A 16918-nucleotide genomic window follows, 5' to 3' on the forward strand; every position below is an offset into this window, starting at 1 on the left:
GAATAAATAGTAATGGCTGATTTATGGATCCCAGTACCAAAAAGCAAAGCGGTCGTTGGAGGGATTGTTTATAACAAGAAGATAGTTGCTGTTTCCTCTAAGAAACCTTTTTATATTCCTCACGATGGCCCTTGTAAACAGTGGCCTTCTCTTACAGTTCGCCGCGGCATGCATAAGATGGTAAAGGTTGTAGATGTATAGAGTCGCTTTAGCACCTTAGTTCTTGACCAAGTTGAATTTGTAACGCTATTGCTGGCAAAAACCAGAGTCAAGAGAAGGCACTATGACGCTAAAGAAAATTCAATTAGTACAATAAAAATAAATGAAAGTAGTGATTATGAAAAAATTATTGGTCATAGAGTCCATAGTGGTTAGTTTTAACCTCATATTGATAGATCGTCAGGGCTTAAGGTAGGATTTATGAAATCAAAAGCCCACAAGGTCAAAAAACAGCGCTGGTCGAGAAAAGTATATTTTAAATACACAAAATTTAAGTCTAATTCTCGAAAGCTAAAAACACGAAAACAGTCTTGTACAACGATTCGCGTCAAGACATCGGCAACTTCTACTCCTAGCTATGTAAAGCCAAAGCCTGCAAAGTTTAAGTTAAACGCAAAAATTCTAACAGTAGGTCATTTGTATGAGGGGGACAGAGCTAAAGTATTGAGTTTTTTTGATGAAATATGCACTTTCTTGTCTAAACCTGAAAATGAGAGTTTTCGTGGAGAGGTTCGTTTAAAGTTAGAGAATGTTGAAAAGGTTGACCCTACTGGTTGCGCATTCTTGTTTTCTTATATTGAGATGTTTCAGGCACTCTATCCAGCCGTGCAGTTCAAAATAAATTACCCAAATAAAATCAAGGGTCATATTGGGACAAATGTTGATACAATCCAGCCGAACCATGTATTTAACCATTTGGGCCTATACAAACAATTAGGCAGCACTAAAGCACCTCTTTGCCATACACTGCCGCCTCCTAAGGTGAGTGTATGGGTAACCGAGTCATTCACTAATAGTGATTCGGCTTTAGTTGGTGAAATTCTGAAAAATGTTTGCGAAAAAGTACCAACGGTATCTGGTGAACAGGTTCGACAGATATATAAAATACTAATAGAGGCTGTTAATAATTGCCCTGAGCATGCATACGATGAGCAGTTTATGTCTGATAAAGGACTAAGTTTTGACAAAACACGCTGTCTATTCGCGATAATAGAGGAGCGCCTTGTCGTTGTTGTTGGTGATTTAGGTGTAGGTATCCGCTACACTTTAGAAAATGGAAAGGCAAAGAATTCTTGGAATCTCATTAAGCGATGGGAACGAATTTTTAATAACAAACGTTTTTTTTCGTCCAAAGACAGTGAATGTTTGGAAGGTATGATTAATATTCGAAATGTTCGAGCGAGAAAGAGTCGACATGAAAATCATGATTATCGCGGTTGGGGAGGGGTAGACCTTAAAAATGCCATCAAAGGGCTAGGTGGTAAACTTTTGGTTATGTCGGGAACCGGCTCATTAATGCTCGATGCATCAAACCCTGATGATCTAGTCTTAACGCCTAAAGATTTTGATATTGGCCTAAACGGAACCTTAATTTCCATGTCTATCCCACTAAAAGATTAAAATGAGTAATTACATGTTGAAATTGAATGTTACTGACTTCACGAAGTACCCCGGACCAAGATATATAAAGCTCGGTGCAAATAGTGGGGAAGAGTTTCGTGAAGAACACTTGATAAAGAAACTAAAACAAGACCCTGAAGTTATTGTGAATTTGGATGGGGTTCTTGGTTATGGTTCGTCGTTCTTAGAAGAGATTTTTGGTGGAGTAGTTCGCGCAATGTCGGATCATCCTGCTACTGAACATCCAAATGGTGACCCGATCGTTAAGCACGGTTTCATTACATTACAGATGGTTAATTTTATTAGAGGCAATCTTGTTTCTAACGATGACCCATCAGTGGTTGGTGAAATAAACAACTATATTGCCCGTCAAACTAAAGTTCTTGAGGGTAAGTAGAATGACTTGGTGGATCGCTTTTACTATTGCCATTGTTGGTTGGTATTTTACTGCTACCCAAAACGCTAAGAACAGTGCTCGTTCATTAATAAATCAAGAGATAAAGGAAGCAAGATCAAAGCTGCATGACCTTATAGTTTCTTGTTCTAGTGATGAATGCGAACTTCCGCTAAAGCCAATGGGTGAGGATTACGTCAAGATGCAAACATACATTGTATCTGTTCAAGAACTAGATAAATTATATGCCTCTTACCTCTCACCTTATTTCAAACACGTCAGAGTAGTGAGTGTTCCCTTTGCTGCATTAAGCCGGATTACTGAGCATGACAGCCTAAAAGGAATTAAAACCTTTATTAAACATTGGTTTTTACCTCAATTAAATGGAGCTGATGGTAATCACTATTCCAACTTTGACTTATCAGTACATGCGTTGACTATCCGTCAATCTTTAACTGATGATATGGAAGATATGAGTGAAGATAGCCGCCTTGCAGATCTAAATTTACAATATAAACAGCTTTGTTTAGCATATCAGTTCGTTAGCTAACTAGAATATGCAGATTATAAAAGGAGCCGATTGGCTCCTTTTTTATTATCTCGCTTTTTCATGCAGCTTATGCGGGAACAGCTGAGTGTACACTTGCCAAAGTATGTTTAGGTTTCGGTGACCAGTTACTTGAGCGACTTCTTCTATCGAGTAACCCAATTCAAAAAGCCTGCTTGCTCCTTCACGTCTTAAATCGTGGTAGCGCAAATCTTCTATTCCTAAGCTATTACGTACTCGCTGAAACCCAGCCGAAACACTTCTAGGGTTATACGGGAATATCAGTTCGCCTCGTCGCTCTTGGCGTAAAACAATATCCATAGACTCCCCAAGCAAAGGAACGATCATGTGGTTACCTTCTTTTTTGCGTGGGTCTTTACGATTGCGAACGATGACGGTTTTATTCTCTTCGTTTAAGTCTGCCCATCGAATAGCGCAAACTTCACCAATTCGCATACAGGTTAATACGCTAAAGTCTAGAATGTCGGTAAATGGAATACGGGTTGGTCCATTACTGCGGTAGCTCTCACGCTCAAGCAAACCTTGCTTTAACTTCTCAAGTTCGCCTTCGGTTGGCCTTCTGGTGCGCCTGTCCGATTTGCCAACTAACTTCATATCAATTAGCACTGGCACCGCTTCTTCAAAGACAGCGTAGTTCGCCTCGATGTTAAAAACAGGGTTCGCCTTTTTCATCACTGAACGTAAATAAGCAATATCATGATAAATGGTTACTGGCTTAGCGCCTGCCCCTTTTCTATCTTTACAGTGTTTAATGAGATCGGCAGTCGTTAAGCTGTTGGTTTGCACATTTGCGATATTGCAATCACGAAGCATTTTTATGACGTATTGCTTAGTGCGCCCTGTGTTGTCCCACAAATCACGCTCAGCGATAAATAAGTCAAGCAGCTCCGAAATAGTCGTAGCACGTTGAGATTTAAAGCCTTTGGCCTCTATCTCATTAACTTGGTTTTTGGACCAAGCGGTAGCTATCGCTTTTTTCTTATGTGTTTTGGCAAATCGGTGTACAATTCGCCCATTCTTTTTGACAGTAATTGTCGCTTTATATCGCTTCTCGCCACTGGTGAGCGTCCGAGTTTGAATGCTAAAAGAAGCCATAGTTATCCCCGTAAAGGCGTACCGACTAGGTGAATTAAAGGTGTACTATAGGTGTACCACGAACGGCAAAACTAAGCAATTTAACGCGAAGTGCAGTAAAACAAAGTTTGAGTAAATCCTTTATGAACCTAGATAAATCAACGAAACCCAATGAGTTTAAGGCTAGTCGTTTTAGCGTTGCTCCGATGTTGGATTGGACTGACCGCCACTGTCGTTACTTTCACCGTTTGCTCTCTCAGCAGACGCTTCTGTACACGGAAATGGTCACAACTGGTGCGATCTTACATGGTAAGGGCGACTTTCTAGAGTATAACGAGCAAGAACACCCATTAGCTCTTCAGCTTGGTGGTTCAAACCCGGTTGATCTGGCGGCTTGTGCCAAGCTTGCTGGTGAGCGTGGCTATGATGAAGTGAACCTCAATGTAGGTTGCCCTTCAGATCGAGTTCAGAATGGTCGCTTTGGTGCTTGCCTAATGGCTGAGCCTGAGCTGGTGGCAGATTGTGTTTCTGCGATGAAAGAAGTCACGGATATTCCAATTACGGTGAAAACGCGTATTGGTATCGACGACCAAGACTCTTACGAGTTTCTGACTAAGTTTGTTTCTACTGTTTCTGAAAAGGGCGGTTGTGAGCAATTTACTATCCATGCTCGTAAGGCGTGGTTGAGTGGCCTTAGCCCGAAAGAGAACCGTGAGATCCCACCGCTAGATTACGATCGCGCGTACCAAATCAAGAAAGACTTCTCAGATCTTGTGATTGCGGTAAATGGTGGTATCACAACATTAGAACAGACTAAAGAGCACTTGCAGCACCTTGATGGTGTGATGATCGGTCGTGAGGCATACCATAGCCCGTTTATCTTGGCTGAAGTTGATCAGCAGATCTTCGGTTTAGACACGCCAATCAAGAAGCGTTCACAAGTGGTTGAAGAGATGTACCCGTACATTGAGCGTCAGCTTTCGAATGGAGCGAGCCTTGGTCATATCTCTCGTCATATGCTGGGTTTGTTCCAAAGCATGCCGGGTGCAAGACAATGGCGTCGTTACATCAGTGAGAATGCACATAAGAAAGGCGCGGGCATTGAGGTGATTCAGACGGCGTTGGCTAAGATCCCTAAAGAGCTAAATGTATAGACACCCTCAAGGTTAAAGCAAAAGCCAAAAGCTTAAGGCTTAAAGAACAAGGCTAAATTCGCCATTAGAGGCTAAATTTACCATTGTGAGTTTCCGAAAAGCCACGCATGAAGATGTGTGGCTTTTTATTTGCCTGATAAATAAGGAGTTTATGGTTGTAGTTAACTTGGTATGGAAGCTGCAATGTTAGAAAGTAGGAAAGATAGGTCATGAACTCATTAGGGAGACCATTATGTTTGAATTAATCTTTGTTCTTATTTTCGTCGCAACTTTACTCGTTACTGGTATTACGTTTATGACGGTACTAGCGGCAACCGGAATCGCGTTAGCGGTCATGCTGGTCTTAGGTATGATGGGCGTTGTGTTTAAACTGCTGCCTTGGCTGATCGTGATTGCAGTGGGTGTGTGGTTTTTCAAAAACTATGTACACAGCTCTAACCAAAGACGTTATTAAGGTTATCGTGTCGTCAAATCTTTACTCGTCAGCGGTTTATCGTTTTAGAATTTAAGATGTGTGGTAGAATTTTCCCCAATAATCTATGAATGTGCATACAATTAGCACAACGATATGGAATTGGAGCTATCTCAAATGAATAAAATGCCATTAATTGCTTTAGTGGGAATGCTTTCTTTAAGCTCGGCTGTGTCCGCTGAAGAAGAGTTTTCTTACACGACTAAGATCGGTGCTGATATGTGGTGGGGAAGTACAAAGCTGAATGAAGCTAGGTCGAGTGACTCAAACTCACCTTCGTTGTATTTCGCATTTGAGCATAATGCCCCTAAGCTGCCAAATGCGAGTTTCCGCTACTCTACTGTTGATACAACATTGTTAGCGTTTGATAAGTATGACTACACGTTCTACTACACAATGTTGGATCACAAGTTGATGAACTTCGATGCGGGTGTGACATTTACTCAGTATGCAAACTCACATTACAAAGATCCGTACAGTTCGAAAACGACAAGTTTTGATGAGTTTACTTGGAGCTTCTACGGTAACGCAGAAATCAATGTCCCTAATACTCACCTTGATATCATTGGTACGATGGAATTTGGTGATAGCAACGGTATTAAGAGTACCGATTTGATGGCGGGTGTTCAGTACCGTATTCCAGTGGCAGATACTGAAATAGCACTTCGTGGTGGCTATCGTGTGATCGACCTTGATTCGGACAAATTCTTCTCTTCAGAGCTGAATAAACCTCTTGAGACGGACAAAGAACCTGATCCTTTGGATGACCCAAAGCCAGGGCCACCTAAATCGTTTGTTATGGTTGATGGTTGGTTTGCTGGCGTAGAAGTACGCTTTTAGGCAATTAAAACGAACCTAGAACGAAATTTAAGAACGTCACTTTATTAAGTGGCGTTTTTTTATATCTATTGGTCATACCCAAGCATCTTGAAGTTACTTGGGTATATACTTTTCTGGAATTAGTTAGCACATTCATCACTTTCGACCATCCTCAATACAGAGACCTAATTAGCGTCTATTCTTATAAGGTCTATGTTGTGAGGTCAAAGCAAGGGATGGAATATGACACTCAATGAATTACGAAATTTATATCGAGAAAATCTGTTGGTTGAAGCGATCATAGAGCCCTCAATTCAAGAGGGGTCTTGGGTTGTGGAGTTTCGCCATATGGGAGGCGGCTTTGTTTTGCTTACTGATGTTCATGGTGAAGAGTGTCATTACGCGGATTTAGACCTAGCATCTAAGTCGGCAATGGCGGTTGGCTTTCAACAAGTTCGTATTGAAAACCAGTAACTCAATTGACGTTTCAATCAGTTTTTACTTCCAAAAAGTTATAAAACATACTTTTCTATTCTTTCTTGTTATTAAAAGGAGTGGTTAATCTATCGTCACGCAATGATTAGGGATGTCGTGACCATGTCTTTAAATAAGAAAGAGTCTTCACAAAATAATAATGCACAGTCTGGGGCTAATGAGTTACCTGGGCTAGCAGCACCACTTAATGACCAACAATTGGGTCATCTTCAGCAAACTGTTTCTGAATTATCTTCTCAACAACTGGCATGGGTCAGTGGTTACCTTTGGGGTGTGAGCCAAACTCAGCCTGTGGGTGCCGCCGCGCCAATCGCTCAAGCAGCCGCTGCAGTAGCCGCAAAACCTGCGGGTAAGCTCAGCATTATCTTCGCATCCCAAACCGGTAATGCGAAAGGTGTCGCTGAATCGCTTGAGGCAGAAGCGAAAGCCTTAGGGATTGCTGTCGAGCTTTTCGATGCAAGTGATTATAAAGGTAAGAACCTAGCCAAAGAGACACACGTCATTTTTGTAGCTTCAACCAATGGTGAGGGCGAAGCCCCTGATAACGCTATTGAGTTGCATGAATTCCTTCAATCGAAGAAAGCGCCAAAATTATCGAATCTACAATACGGTGTGATCGGTTTAGGTGACTCAAGCTATGAGTTCTTCTGCCAAACGGCTAAAGACTTCGATAACTTCCTCGCTAAGCTTGGTGCTAAATCGTTTGTCGACCGTCTTGATTGTGATGTTGATTATGAAGAGTCAGCAACGGAATGGCGCGCTAAAGCATTAGAGCAAGTAAAAGAGACGCTATCGACAGGTACTGAAGCCGATGTGGTTCAATTACCAGTAGGTCAAGCGGCTGCCGGTCATTCGCAATACACCAAACAAAACCCATACTCCGCGACACTATTGACGAGCCAAAAGATCACCGGTCGTGATTCGGGTAAAGATGTTCGTCACATCGAGATTGATCTTGATGAGTCGGGTATTACTTACCAACCGGGTGATGCGCTAGGCGTATGGTTTGAAAACAGTTCAGAACTCGCTAATCAGATCCTTTCTAAGGTTGGGTTATCTGGTATCGAAAGTGTTGATGTCGATGGTGACAACTTATCTATCCACAGCGCACTCGTCAGTAAATTCGAGATTACATCTTCAAACCCTCAATTAGTGACTAAGTTTGCTGAGCTATCGGGCAGCAAGAAGTTAATCAAGCTGGTGGAAGATAAAGACAAGCTTCGTGAATACGCGGGTAATACTCAAGTTGTCGATGTTTTAGCTGAGAAGAAGACCAAGCTATCGGCTGATGAATTGATTGGCCTACTACGTAAGTTAACTCCACGTCTCTACTCTATTGCGTCAAGCCAAGCAGAAGTAGATGAAGAAGTTCACTTGACGGTTGGTCTGGTTGAATACCAAAAGGGCGATGAATCTCGTCTGGGTGGCGCTTCAAGTTTCTTAGCTCAACGCCTTGAAGAAGGTGGTGAAGTGAAGGTGTTTGTAGAGAACAACAATAACTTCAAACTGCCGCAAGACGACAACACACCAATCATCATGGTTGGCCCGGGTACAGGTATCGCACCTTTCCGTAGTTTTGTTCAAGAGCGTGAAAACAATGACGCTGAAGGTAAAAGCTGGTTGTTCTTTGGTGACCGTACCTTTACTCAAGATTTCTTATATCAAGTTGAATGGCAGAGGTATCTTAAATCTGGTGCATTAACCAAGCTTGATGTTGCGTTTAGTCGTGATCAAAAAGAAAAGGTTTATGTTCAAGACCGATTAATTGAGCAGGCAGAGCAGGTTTGGCAGTGGCTGCAAGAGGGCGCGTACCTCTATGTATGTGGCGATGCAACTCGAATGGCAAAAGATGTTCATGAAGCGTTAGTTACGATAGCGGAAAAACATGGCAATCAGAGCCGAGAGCAAGCTGAACAATATATTAATGATTTACGTAAAGCGAAACGTTACCAAAGGGATGTGTACTAATGAGCAAGCAAGTAATAGAGCAAGAAGTGCTAGGTCAAGTACTGGGACCTTTGGCTGACAATGAACGTCTGAAGCGTGAAAGTAAAAACCTTCGCGGTACGATTGAACAAGATCTTCAAGACCGTATCACTGGTGGTTTTACTGCTGATAACTTTCAGTTGATCCGTTTCCACGGTATGTACCAACAAGATGACCGTGATATTCGTAATGAACGTACCAAGCAAAAGCTAGAACCTTTACATAACGTAATGCTTCGTGCGCGTATGCCAGGCGGCATCATCACTCCTAAGCAGTGGTTAGCGATTGATAAATTCGCAGATGAAAGCACCTCTTATGGTTCTATCCGTCTTACAACTCGTCAAACTTTCCAGTTCCACGGTGTGTTGAAGCCGAACATTAAGTTAATGCACCAAACACTAAACAGTATTGGTATTGATTCCATTGCGACCGCAGGTGATGTAAACCGAAATGTTTTGTGTACCACAAACCCGGTTGAGTCTGAGCTTCACCAAGAAGCTTACGAGTGGGCGAAAAAGATCAGTGAGCACCTATTACCTAAAACTCGTGCTTATGCTGAGATCTGGTTAGATGGTGAAAAGCTCGCAACAACGGATGAAGAACCTATCTTAGGTAGTAACTACTTACCGCGTAAGTTCAAGACTACGGTTGTAATTCCTCCGCAAAATGACGTAGATGTTCATGCTAACGATCTTAACTTTATCGCGATTGCTAAAGACGGAAAGCTGGTGGGCTTTAACGTATTAGTGGGCGGTGGTCTTGCAATGACGCACGGCGATACTTCTACTTATGCACGTAAAGCTGACGACTTTGGTTTTGTGCCATTAGAGAAAACGTTAGATGTAGCGGCAGCTGTTGTGACGACACAACGTGACTGGGGTAACCGTTCGAACCGTAAGAATGCAAAAACCAAATACACACTAGACCGTGTTGGTATTGATGTATTCAAAGCAGAAGTAGAAAAACGTGCAGGCGTTGAGTTTTCTGAAAGCCGTCCTTATGAGTTTACTGGCCGTGGCGACCGTATCGGTTGGGCGGAAGGCATTGATGGTAAGCACCACTTAGCGTTATTCATCGAAAATGGCCGTTTACTTGATTTTCCGGGTAAAGCGCTGAAAACAGGTGTTGCTGAAATAGCGAAGATCCACAAAGGTGACTTCCGCATGACAGCGAACCAAAATCTCATTGTTGCAGGTGTACCTAAGAGCCAAAAGGCACAAATTGAAAAGCTGGCACGTCAATACGGTCTGATGGATGATGCCGTTTCAGAGCAGCGCAAGAACTCAATGGCGTGTGTGGCATTCCCAACATGTCCGTTAGCAATGGCAGAAGCCGAACGTTTTCTTCCTGAGTTTGTAACGGATGTTGAAGACATTCTGAAGAAACACGGATTACCAGAAGAAGATAACATCATCCTTCGTATTACAGGCTGTCCAAACGGCTGTGGTCGTGCAATGTTGGCTGAACTGGGTTTGGTCGGCAAGGCTCCAGGACGTTACAACATGCACTTAGGTGGCAACAAAGCCGGAACTCGTATTCCTAAGATGTATAAAGAGAACATCACGTCAGCTCAGATTTTAGAAGAGATTGATTCGCTGGTGGGGCGTTGGGCTACGGAACGAACGGATAATGAAGGGTTCGGTGATTTTACAATCCGAGCTGGCATCATCGAAGAGGTGATCATTTCAAAGAGGGATCTGCATGCATAATTCTGTCGCTTCAAAATTGAAGTTAGCAGAGCTACTCGCATTGACTAAGACGGAGCAGATACTTCGTCTTGGACAAATTAATGCTGAGTTAGAACAGCTAACTGCATTAGAAAGAGTGAAATGGGCGCTAGACAATTTAGAAGGGACACATGTGGTGTCTTCTAGTTTCGGAATCCAAGCAGCATTGATGTTGCACTTAGTGACTCAAGCCAAACCCGATATTCCAGTTATTCTGACAGACACCGGGTACCTATTCCCAGAAACGTATCGCTTTATAGATGAGTTAAGTCAGAAGTTGACTCTAAACCTTCAAGTCTTTCGCGCACAACAGAGCGCTAATTGGCAAGAAGCGCAATATGGCAAACTTTGGGATCAAGGTATAGAAGGGATAGAGAAGTACAACAAACTTAATAAAGTTGAACCGATGAGAAGAGCGCTGGATGAACTTGAGGCTGGCACTTGGTTTTCTGGTTTAAGAAGAGAGCAATCTCAATCGCGCGCAAACCTACCGATCTTGTCTATCCAAAATGGTGTGTTTAAGTTCTTGCCAGTAATAGATTGGACAAATAAAGATGTTCACTATTACTTGGAAGAGCATGGCCTTAGTTACCACCCACTTCGTGAGCAGGGGTACCTTTCTGTTGGAGATACTCATACGACTAAGAAATGGGAACCGGGTATGACTGAAGAAGAAACCCGGTTCAATGGTCTAAAACGAGAATGTGGTCTCCATGAAGACGATGGAGAGCAATATGGCTCTGGGATTTAGACTCATTGCCATTTAAAAAGCTGCCATAAGGCAGCTTTTTTGTTTTCTAGGATGAAAATTAGAGCAATTGTGGATAAGTCTGTGGTTATTCTGTAGGTACTTTGTAGTTAAACTTGCACAAATAAGGCTTTGAGTGTTTATTCGTCATCTAACCGTTATTTTTACATTTTTCTTTAATAAACACTTGCCAATGTGAGGAACATCTCTATAATGCCGCCTCACTGACACGGTAGACGCCACAAGGCTTCAGCGAAGAATGTTAGTAAGGCAACTAGCTTTAAGCGATAATTCGCTTCTACTTTTAGAAAGTAGAAATTAATTTTCAAAAGTGTTTGACACTGAGAATTAAAACGCTAGAATGGCCGCCTCTTCCGAAGTGATGTAAGTCACAACGAAGAGAAGCTCTTTAACAATTTAAACTTATCAATCTGTGTGGGCACTCGTTGATGAATATCAAAACGTTTTATCCTTTGGATAAAACAGATTCTTCGGAATCAAAATTGATTTCAATGAACTGAGTGACCTGAGCTAGAAATAGTTCGAATGCTTTTTGGTTTTGCTTTTTATTAAAAAGTGAAAACAACAAGCGGCACAGTCAATTCATTATCATTCTGTTGGAATGGTAATAGCTTTAGAATTACATGTTTCTGTTCTTTTTCGAAAGAGCGGTAAATATTAGTTTTGAAGTCAGTATTCGTTGAGTCACAAAATCTTAAATTGAAGAGTTTGATCATGGCTCAGATTGAACGCTGGCGGCAGGCCTAACACATGCAAGTCGAGCGGAAACGACACTAACAATCCTTCGGGTGCGTTAATGGGCGTCGAGCGGCGGACGGGTGAGTAATGCCTAGGAAATTGCCTTGATGTGGGGGATAACCATTGGAAACGATGGCTAATACCGCATAATGCCTACGGGCCAAAGAGGGGGACCTTCGGGCCTCTCGCGTCAAGATATGCCTAGGTGGGATTAGCTAGTTGGTGAGGTAATGGCTCACCAAGGCGACGATCCCTAGCTGGTCTGAGAGGATGATCAGCCACACTGGAACTGAGACACGGTCCAGACTCCTACGGGAGGCAGCAGTGGGGAATATTGCACAATGGGCGAAAGCCTGATGCAGCCATGCCGCGTGTATGAAGAAGGCCTTCGGGTTGTAAAGTACTTTCAGTTGTGAGGAAGGGTGTGTAGTTAATAGCTGCACATCTTGACGTTAGCAACAGAAGAAGCACCGGCTAACTCCGTGCCAGCAGCCGCGGTAATACGGAGGGTGCGAGCGTTAATCGGAATTACTGGGCGTAAAGCGCATGCAGGTGGTTCATTAAGTCAGATGTGAAAGCCCGGGGCTCAACCTCGGAACTGCATTTGAAACTGGTGAACTAGAGTGCTGTAGAGGGGGGTAGAATTTCAGGTGTAGCGGTGAAATGCGTAGAGATCTGAAGGAATACCAGTGGCGAAGGCGGCCCCCTGGACAGACACTGACACTCAGATGCGAAAGCGTGGGGAGCAAACAGGATTAGATACCCTGGTAGTCCACGCCGTAAACGATGTCTACTTGGAGGTTGTGGCCTTGAGCCGTGGCTTTCGGAGCTAACGCGTTAAGTAGACCGCCTGGGGAGTACGGTCGCAAGATTAAAACTCAAATGAATTGACGGGGGCCCGCACAAGCGGTGGAGCATGTGGTTTAATTCGATGCAACGCGAAGAACCTTACCTACTCTTGACATCCAGAGAAGCCAGCGGAGACGCAGGTGTGCCTTCGGGAGCTCTGAGACAGGTGCTGCATGGCTGTCGTCAGCTCGTGTTGTGAAATGTTGGGTTAAGTCCCGCAACGAGCGCAACCCTTATCCTTGTTTGCCAGCGAGTAATGTCGGGAACTCCAGGGAGACTGCCGGTGATAAACCGGAGGAAGGTGGGGACGACGTCAAGTCATCATGGCCCTTACGAGTAGGGCTACACACGTGCTACAATGGCGCATACAGAGGGCAGCAAGCTAGCGATAGTGAGCGAATCCCAAAAAGTGCGTCGTAGTCCGGATTGGAGTCTGCAACTCGACTCCATGAAGTCGGAATCGCTAGTAATCGTGAATCAGAATGTCACGGTGAATACGTTCCCGGGCCTTGTACACACCGCCCGTCACACCATGGGAGTGGGCTGCAAAAGAAGTGGGTAGTTTAACCTTTCGGGGAGGACGCTCACCACTTTGTGGTTCATGACTGGGGTGAAGTCGTAACAAGGTAGCCCTAGGGGAACCTGGGGCTGGATCACCTCCTTATACGAAGATACTTACGATGAGTGTCCACACAGATTGATGGTTTAGATTTAGTTAAAGCCAGAGCTTTAATTAATAACGTAAGTTATTGATTAAAGCTTTTTGCTTTATGCTCTTTAACAATTTGGAAAGCTGACTGATTGATTTACTTACGAGTAATTCAATCAAATTTAAAAGTTCTCAATGTTTATCTTTCATTAGATAAACACAACAAACACATTCAAGTGTCTTGTATTCGAATCAAATTTATTTGATTCACAATTGAGTCCGGCAAACAGTTATCAAGAATTAACCCTTCTTGATGACAACCAAAAACCTTGGTTAGTTGCCATACGCTTATTTGTCTTCACTTTTTTAAAGTGAAAGCAAATAGAAACCCTTTCGGGTTGTATGGTTAAGTGACTAAGCGTACACGGTGGATGCCTTGGCAGTCAGAGGCGATGAAAGGCGTAATAACTTGCGATAAGCCCAGATTAGGTAGTAATAACCTTTTGAGTCTGGGATTCCTGAATGGGGAAACCCACTTGCATAAGCAAGTATCCTGTTGTGAATACATAGCAACAGGAGGCAAACCGGGGGAACTGAAACATCTAAGTACCCTGAGGAAGAGAAATCAACCGAGATTCCGAAAGTAGCGGCGAGCGAAATTGGATTAGCCCTTAAGCTTTTAATGATGCAGGTGAAGAGTCTGGAAAGTCTCGCAATAAAGGGTGATAGCCCCGTAACCGACACATCATAATCAGTGAAAACGAGTAGGGCGGGACACGTGATATCCTGTCTGAATATGGGGGGACCATCCTCCAAGGCTAAATACTACTGACTGACCGATAGTGAACCAGTACCGTGAGGGAAAGGCGAAAAGAACCCCTGTGAGGGGAGTGAAATAGAACCTGAAACCGTGTACGTACAAGCAGTAGGAGCACCTTCGTGGTGTGACTGCGTACCTTTTGTATAATGGGTCAGCGACTTAATTTTAGTAGCAAGGTTAACCGTTTAGGGGAGCCGTAGGGAAACCGAGTCTTAACTGGGCGTACAGTTGCTAGGATTAGACCCGAAACCAGGTGATCTAGCCATGGGCAGGTTGAAGGTTGAGTAACATCAACTGGAGGACCGAACCGACTAATGTTGAAAAATTAGCGGATGACTTGTGGCTAGGGGTGAAAGGCCAATCAAACCTGGAGATAGCTGGTTCTCCCCGAAAGCTATTTAGGTAGCGCCTCGGACGAATACTACTGGGGGTAGAGCACTGTTAAGGCTAGGGGGTCATCCCGACTTACCAACCCTTTGCAAACTCCGAATACCAGTAAGTACTATCCGGGAGACACACGGCGGGTGCTAACGTCCGTCGTGGAGAGGGAAACAACCCAGACCGCCAGCTAAGGTCCCAAAGTATAGCTAAGTGGGAAACGATGTGGGAAGGCTCAGACAGCCAGGATGTTGGCTTAGAAGCAGCCATCATTTAAAGAAAGCGTAATAGCTCACTGGTCGAGTCGGCCTGCGCGGAAGATGTAACGGGGCTAAGCTATACACCGAAGCTGCGGCTACGTACCTTAGGGTATGTGGGGTAGGGGAGCGTTCTGTAAGCCGTTGAAGGTGGTCTGTAAGGGCTGCTGGAGGTATCAGAAGTGCGAATGCTGACATGAGTAACGATAAAGGGAGTGAAAAACTCCCTCGCCGGAAGACCAAGGGTTCCTGTCCAACGTTAATCGGGGCAGGGTAAGTCGACTCCTAAGGCGAGGCCGAAAGGCGTAGTCGATGGGAAACGGGTTAATATTCCCGTACTTCTTACAATTGCGATGGGGGGACGGAGAAGGCTAGGTGGGCCTGGCGACGGTTGTCCAGGTTCAAGTACGTAGGCGGAAAGTTTAGGTAAATCCGGACTTTCTTAACGCTGAGATACGATGTCGAGCTACTACGGTAGTGAAGTCATTGATGCCATGCTTCCAGGAAAAGCCTCTAAGCTTCAGATTGTAAGGAATCGTACCCCAAACCGACACAGGTGGTCGGGTAGAGAATACCAAGGCGCTTGAGAGAACTCGGGTGAAGGAACTAGGCAAAATGGTACCGTAACTTCGGGAGAAGGTACGCTCTTATCAGTGAAGTCCCTTGCGGATGGAGCAGACGAGAGTCGCAGATACCAGGTGGCTGCAACTGTTTATTAAAAACACAGCACTGTGCAAAATCGTAAGATGACGTATACGGTGTGACGCCTGCCCGGTGCCGGAAGGTTAATTGATGGGGTTAGACTTCGGTCGAAGCTCTTGATCGAAGCCCCGGTAAACGGCGGCCGTAACTATAACGGTCCTAAGGTAGCGAAATTCCTTGTCGGGTAAGTTCCGACCTGCACGAATGGCGTAATGATGGCCACGCTGTCTCCACCCGAGACTCAGTGAAATTGAAATCGCTGTGAAGATGCAGTGTACCCGCGGCTAGACGGAAAGACCCCGTGAACCTTTACTACAGCTTGGCACTGAACATTGAACCTACATGTGTAGGATAGGTGGGAGACTTTGAAACCGCGTCGCTAGATGTGGTGGAGTCGTCCTTGAAATACCACCCTTGTAGTTTTGATGTTCTAACGTTGGTCCCTGAATCGGGATTACGGACAGTGCCTGGTGGGTAGTTTGACTGGGGCGGTCTCCTCCCAAAGAGTAACGGAGGAGCACGAAGGTGGGCTAAACACGGTTGGACATCGTGTGGTTAGTGCAATGGCATAAGCCCGCTTGACTGCGAGAATGACAATTCGAGCAGGTGCGAAAGCAGGTCATAGTGATCCGGTGGTTCTGAATGGAAGGGCCATCGCTCAACGGATAAAAGGTACTCCGGGGATAACAGGCTGATACCGCCCAAGAGTTCATATCGACGGCGGTGTTTGGCACCTCGATGTCGGCTCATCACATCCTGGGGCTGAAGTCGGTCCCAAGGGTATGGCTGTTCGCCATTTAAAGTGGTACGCGAGCTGGGTTTAGAACGTCGTGAGACAGTTCGGTCCCTATCTGCCGTGGGCGTTGGAAAATTGAAAGGGGCTGCTCCTAGTACGAGAGGACCGGAGTGGACGAACCTCTGGTGTTCGGGTTGTCATGCCAATGGCATTGCCCGGTAGCTAAGTTCGGAATCGATAACCGCTGAAAGCATCTAAGCGGGAAGCGAGCCTTGAGATGAGTTTTCCCTGGCACTATAAGTGTCCTAAAGGGTTGTCGTAGACTACGACGTTGATAGGCAGGGTGTGTAAGTGCTGCGAGGCATTGAGCTAACCTGTACTAATTGCCCGTGAGGCTTAACCATACAACACCCAAGGGGTTTTGTGGACTCAATAGAAAGACCAGACCTTGAATGCGTTTGAAGAGAAACTTTTAAAGCTCTATTAAATAGAGAAGCAGCTTTCCGAATTTTAAAATTTGCTTGGCGACCATAGCATTGTGGACCCACCTGATTCCATGCCGAACTCAGAAGTGAAACACAATAGCGCCGATGGTAGTGTGGGGCTTCCCCATGTGAGAGTAGGACATCGCCAGGCTTTAAATTTATTTTCACTTTTTTAAAAGTGAAGACAAAAGTTCGACTTTGTCTATTTAATAGACAAGTCACCATA

General features: G+C 44.4%; 12 protein-coding genes and 3 rRNA genes. 14 read left to right on the forward strand and 1 reads right to left on the reverse strand.

The genetic code is table 11. The annotated features are described in order from the left end of the window. The first annotated feature begins 12 nt into the window (after positions 1 to 12). The 4 genes from OCV30_RS01745 to OCV30_RS01760 all read left to right on the forward strand — a co-directional run bounded on the left by OCV30_RS01745 (position 13) and on the right by OCV30_RS01760 (position 2564). Positions 13 to 201, forward strand: coding sequence for a hypothetical protein (locus OCV30_RS01745; RefSeq protein WP_065679548.1), 189 nt, complete (start codon positions 13 to 15; stop codon positions 199 to 201). 219 nt (positions 202 to 420) lie between these two features. Then, positions 421 to 1620 carry a hypothetical protein gene (locus OCV30_RS01750; RefSeq protein WP_065679549.1) on the forward strand — a complete coding sequence of 400 codons (1200 nt, stop codon included), beginning with the start codon at positions 421 to 423 and terminating at the stop codon, positions 1618 to 1620. 13 nt (positions 1621 to 1633) lie between these two features. Beyond that, positions 1634 to 2017 carry an STAS-like domain-containing protein gene (locus tag OCV30_RS01755; RefSeq protein WP_065679559.1) on the forward strand — a complete coding sequence of 128 codons (384 nt, stop codon included), beginning with the start codon at positions 1634 to 1636 and terminating at the stop codon, positions 2015 to 2017. Position 2018: 1 nt separating this feature from the next. Further along, positions 2019 to 2564, forward strand: a complete 546-nt coding sequence (locus OCV30_RS01760; RefSeq protein WP_065679550.1) for a hypothetical protein — start codon at positions 2019 to 2021, stop codon at positions 2562 to 2564. A gap of 45 nt (positions 2565 to 2609) precedes the next feature. On the opposite strand, the gene OCV30_RS01765 is transcribed toward OCV30_RS01760, so the two are convergent. Then, positions 2610 to 3677, reverse strand: coding sequence for a tyrosine-type recombinase/integrase (locus OCV30_RS01765; RefSeq protein ID WP_065679551.1), 1068 nt, complete (start codon positions 3675 to 3677; stop codon positions 2610 to 2612). A gap of 122 nt (positions 3678 to 3799) precedes the next feature. On the opposite strand from OCV30_RS01765, the gene dusA reads away from it, so the two are divergent. The 10 genes from dusA (at position 3800) to rrf (ending at position 16843) form a co-directional block, all read left to right on the forward strand. Next, a complete protein-coding gene (gene dusA / locus OCV30_RS01770; RefSeq protein WP_065679552.1) occupies positions 3800 to 4810 on the forward strand; it encodes a tRNA dihydrouridine(20/20a) synthase DusA in 1011 nt (336 codons plus the stop codon). Between the two features lie 232 nt (positions 4811 to 5042). Next, complete coding sequence (gene pspG, locus OCV30_RS01775) at positions 5043 to 5264, forward strand: envelope stress response protein PspG (protein WP_009847904.1); 222 nt, start codon at positions 5043 to 5045, stop codon at positions 5262 to 5264. 135 nt (positions 5265 to 5399) lie between these two features. Then, the gene (locus OCV30_RS01780; RefSeq protein ID WP_081326142.1) at positions 5400 to 6122 is read left to right on the forward strand and encodes a TIGR04219 family outer membrane beta-barrel protein; all 723 of its coding nucleotides are present in this window, start codon (positions 5400 to 5402) and stop codon (positions 6120 to 6122) included. 222 nt (positions 6123 to 6344) lie between these two features. Beyond that, positions 6345 to 6575 carry a hypothetical protein gene (locus OCV30_RS01785; RefSeq protein WP_004735813.1) on the forward strand — a complete coding sequence of 77 codons (231 nt, stop codon included), beginning with the start codon at positions 6345 to 6347 and terminating at the stop codon, positions 6573 to 6575. A gap of 123 nt (positions 6576 to 6698) precedes the next feature. Then, positions 6699 to 8564: an assimilatory sulfite reductase (NADPH) flavoprotein subunit gene (locus OCV30_RS01790; protein WP_065679553.1), complete on the forward strand. Its 1866-nt coding sequence runs from the start codon at positions 6699 to 6701 to the stop codon at positions 8562 to 8564. Further along, positions 8564 to 10291, forward strand: coding sequence for an assimilatory sulfite reductase (NADPH) hemoprotein subunit (cysI, locus tag OCV30_RS01795; RefSeq protein WP_065679554.1), 1728 nt, complete (start codon positions 8564 to 8566; stop codon positions 10289 to 10291). Before OCV30_RS01790 ends, cysI begins: the two co-directional genes overlap by 1 nt. Next, the gene (locus tag OCV30_RS01800; protein WP_065679555.1) at positions 10284 to 11060 is read left to right on the forward strand and encodes a phosphoadenylyl-sulfate reductase; all 777 of its coding nucleotides are present in this window, start codon (positions 10284 to 10286) and stop codon (positions 11058 to 11060) included. The genes cysI and OCV30_RS01800 overlap by 8 nt, the downstream gene beginning before the upstream one ends. Before the next feature lie 714 nt (positions 11061 to 11774). Next, positions 11775 to 13329 (forward strand): 16S ribosomal RNA (locus tag OCV30_RS01805). A gap of 389 nt (positions 13330 to 13718) precedes the next feature. Beyond that, positions 13719 to 16611 (forward strand): 23S ribosomal RNA (locus tag OCV30_RS01810). 116 nt (positions 16612 to 16727) lie between these two features. Continuing rightward, positions 16728 to 16843 (forward strand): 5S ribosomal RNA (gene rrf, locus OCV30_RS01815). Together the 16S, 23S and 5S rRNA genes form the textbook arrangement of a ribosomal RNA operon. The last annotated feature ends 75 nt before the right edge of the window (positions 16844 to 16918 follow it).

Origin of the sequence: Vibrio atlanticus (assembly GCF_024347315.1) — a bacterium.
GTDB classification, from domain to species: Bacteria; Pseudomonadota; Gammaproteobacteria; order Enterobacterales; family Vibrionaceae; genus Vibrio; species Vibrio atlanticus.

Bases quoted from the DNA above. Each gene is read 5' to 3' on its own strand.
- OCV30_RS01780 (WP_081326142.1), top strand. From the start codon at position 5,400: ATGAATAAAATGCCATTAATTGCTTTAGTGGGAATGCTTTCTTTAAGC.
- OCV30_RS01750 (WP_065679549.1), top strand. From the start codon at position 421: ATGAAATCAAAAGCCCACAAGGTCAAAAAACAGCGCTGGTCGAGAAAA.
- OCV30_RS01785 (WP_004735813.1), top strand. From the start codon at position 6,345: ATGACACTCAATGAATTACGAAATTTATATCGAGAAAATCTGTTGGTT.
- OCV30_RS01800 (WP_065679555.1), top strand. From the start codon at position 10,284: ATGCATAATTCTGTCGCTTCAAAATTGAAGTTAGCAGAGCTACTCGCA.
- dusA (WP_065679552.1), top strand. From the start codon at position 3,800: ATGAACCTAGATAAATCAACGAAACCCAATGAGTTTAAGGCTAGTCGT.
- OCV30_RS01760 (WP_065679550.1), top strand. From the start codon at position 2,019: ATGACTTGGTGGATCGCTTTTACTATTGCCATTGTTGGTTGGTATTTT.
- cysI (WP_065679554.1), top strand. From the start codon at position 8,564: ATGAGCAAGCAAGTAATAGAGCAAGAAGTGCTAGGTCAAGTACTGGGA.
- OCV30_RS01765 (WP_065679551.1), bottom strand. From the start codon at position 3,677: ATGGCTTCTTTTAGCATTCAAACTCGGACGCTCACCAGTGGCGAGAAG.
- pspG (WP_009847904.1), top strand. From the start codon at position 5,043: ATGTTTGAATTAATCTTTGTTCTTATTTTCGTCGCAACTTTACTCGTT.
- OCV30_RS01790 (WP_065679553.1), top strand. From the start codon at position 6,699: ATGTCTTTAAATAAGAAAGAGTCTTCACAAAATAATAATGCACAGTCT.
- OCV30_RS01745 (WP_065679548.1), top strand. From the start codon at position 13: ATGGCTGATTTATGGATCCCAGTACCAAAAAGCAAAGCGGTCGTTGGA.
- OCV30_RS01755 (WP_065679559.1), top strand. From the start codon at position 1,634: ATGTTGAAATTGAATGTTACTGACTTCACGAAGTACCCCGGACCAAGA.